This window comes from Oleiphilus sp. HI0132 (assembly GCF_001635845.1).
Map to the genome: position 1 here is coordinate 1 of NZ_LWGJ01001003.1, position 855 is coordinate 855.

Genomic DNA, 855 nt, shown 5'->3' on the forward strand with positions numbered 1-855 from the left:
GAAACATTAGAAAAGTTATTAAAGAATAACGATTCGTTTACTTTAAAGGAGCTAGCAAAATACCNNATAAACCGTCCTTCAAATACGGCGTTTTTCAAGGTAGTTGTCGCCTGAGCATTTAAGCTGCTTGTTTTTCCTTCTCCGGGTTCAACTTAACGTCACCCACTTTCTCCCAGTTCCGCGTAGCTTTTGACCACCTTATTTGGTTCTTTCTTTTCATCTTGCGATAAAGCTCATCCCTCTTCGATAATATTTCTTCATCCAGACCTAAGTGCCTTTGCTCTGGGGTAACAAAGTTAATTCGACTATGCCGGTGCTCTGTGTTGTACCAAGTGACAAACTCTTTCACCCAAGTTCTTGCTTCATCGATTGATTTAAATCCCTCAGATGGCCATCGACGACAGTACTTCAGGGTTCGAAATAGTGATTCTGAAAACGGATTATCATTACTTACACCAGGCCGACTTCGAGAGCTGGCGACACCCAAATCCTGCATTTTTGCTTGCATTGTTAAGCTCTTCATTGGGCTACCATTATCCGAGTGCAACACCAGGGATTTTCTGACGCACTTTTCTGACCAAACACTGCGCTCAAGCAATGCTGCTGCATGTTCTCCTTGCTCGGACTCATGCACTTCCCAGCCAACAATTTTGCGACTGAAGATATCTTCTATCATATACAGGTAATAATACCGCCCTATCACAGTTGCAGGGCAGTACGTAATATCCCAACTCCAGACTTCATTTGGCCCAGTGGCCGTATATCCCTTCGGTTTCTTCGTACCATTTTTGGGCTTGTCTCGCCCCCTGTGAGCCAGTTGATTATGTGCTTTGAGCACACGATAAAAGCTGGACT

1 protein-coding gene is annotated in these 855 nt (G+C 44.1%); it reads right to left on the bottom strand.

The genetic code is table 11. The features are described 5' to 3' along the window. Positions 1–118 precede the first annotated feature (118 nt). On the bottom strand, positions 119–855 hold a 737-nt coding region (locus tag A3766_RS11270; RefSeq protein ID WP_068642217.1), incomplete at its 5' end, for an IS3 family transposase.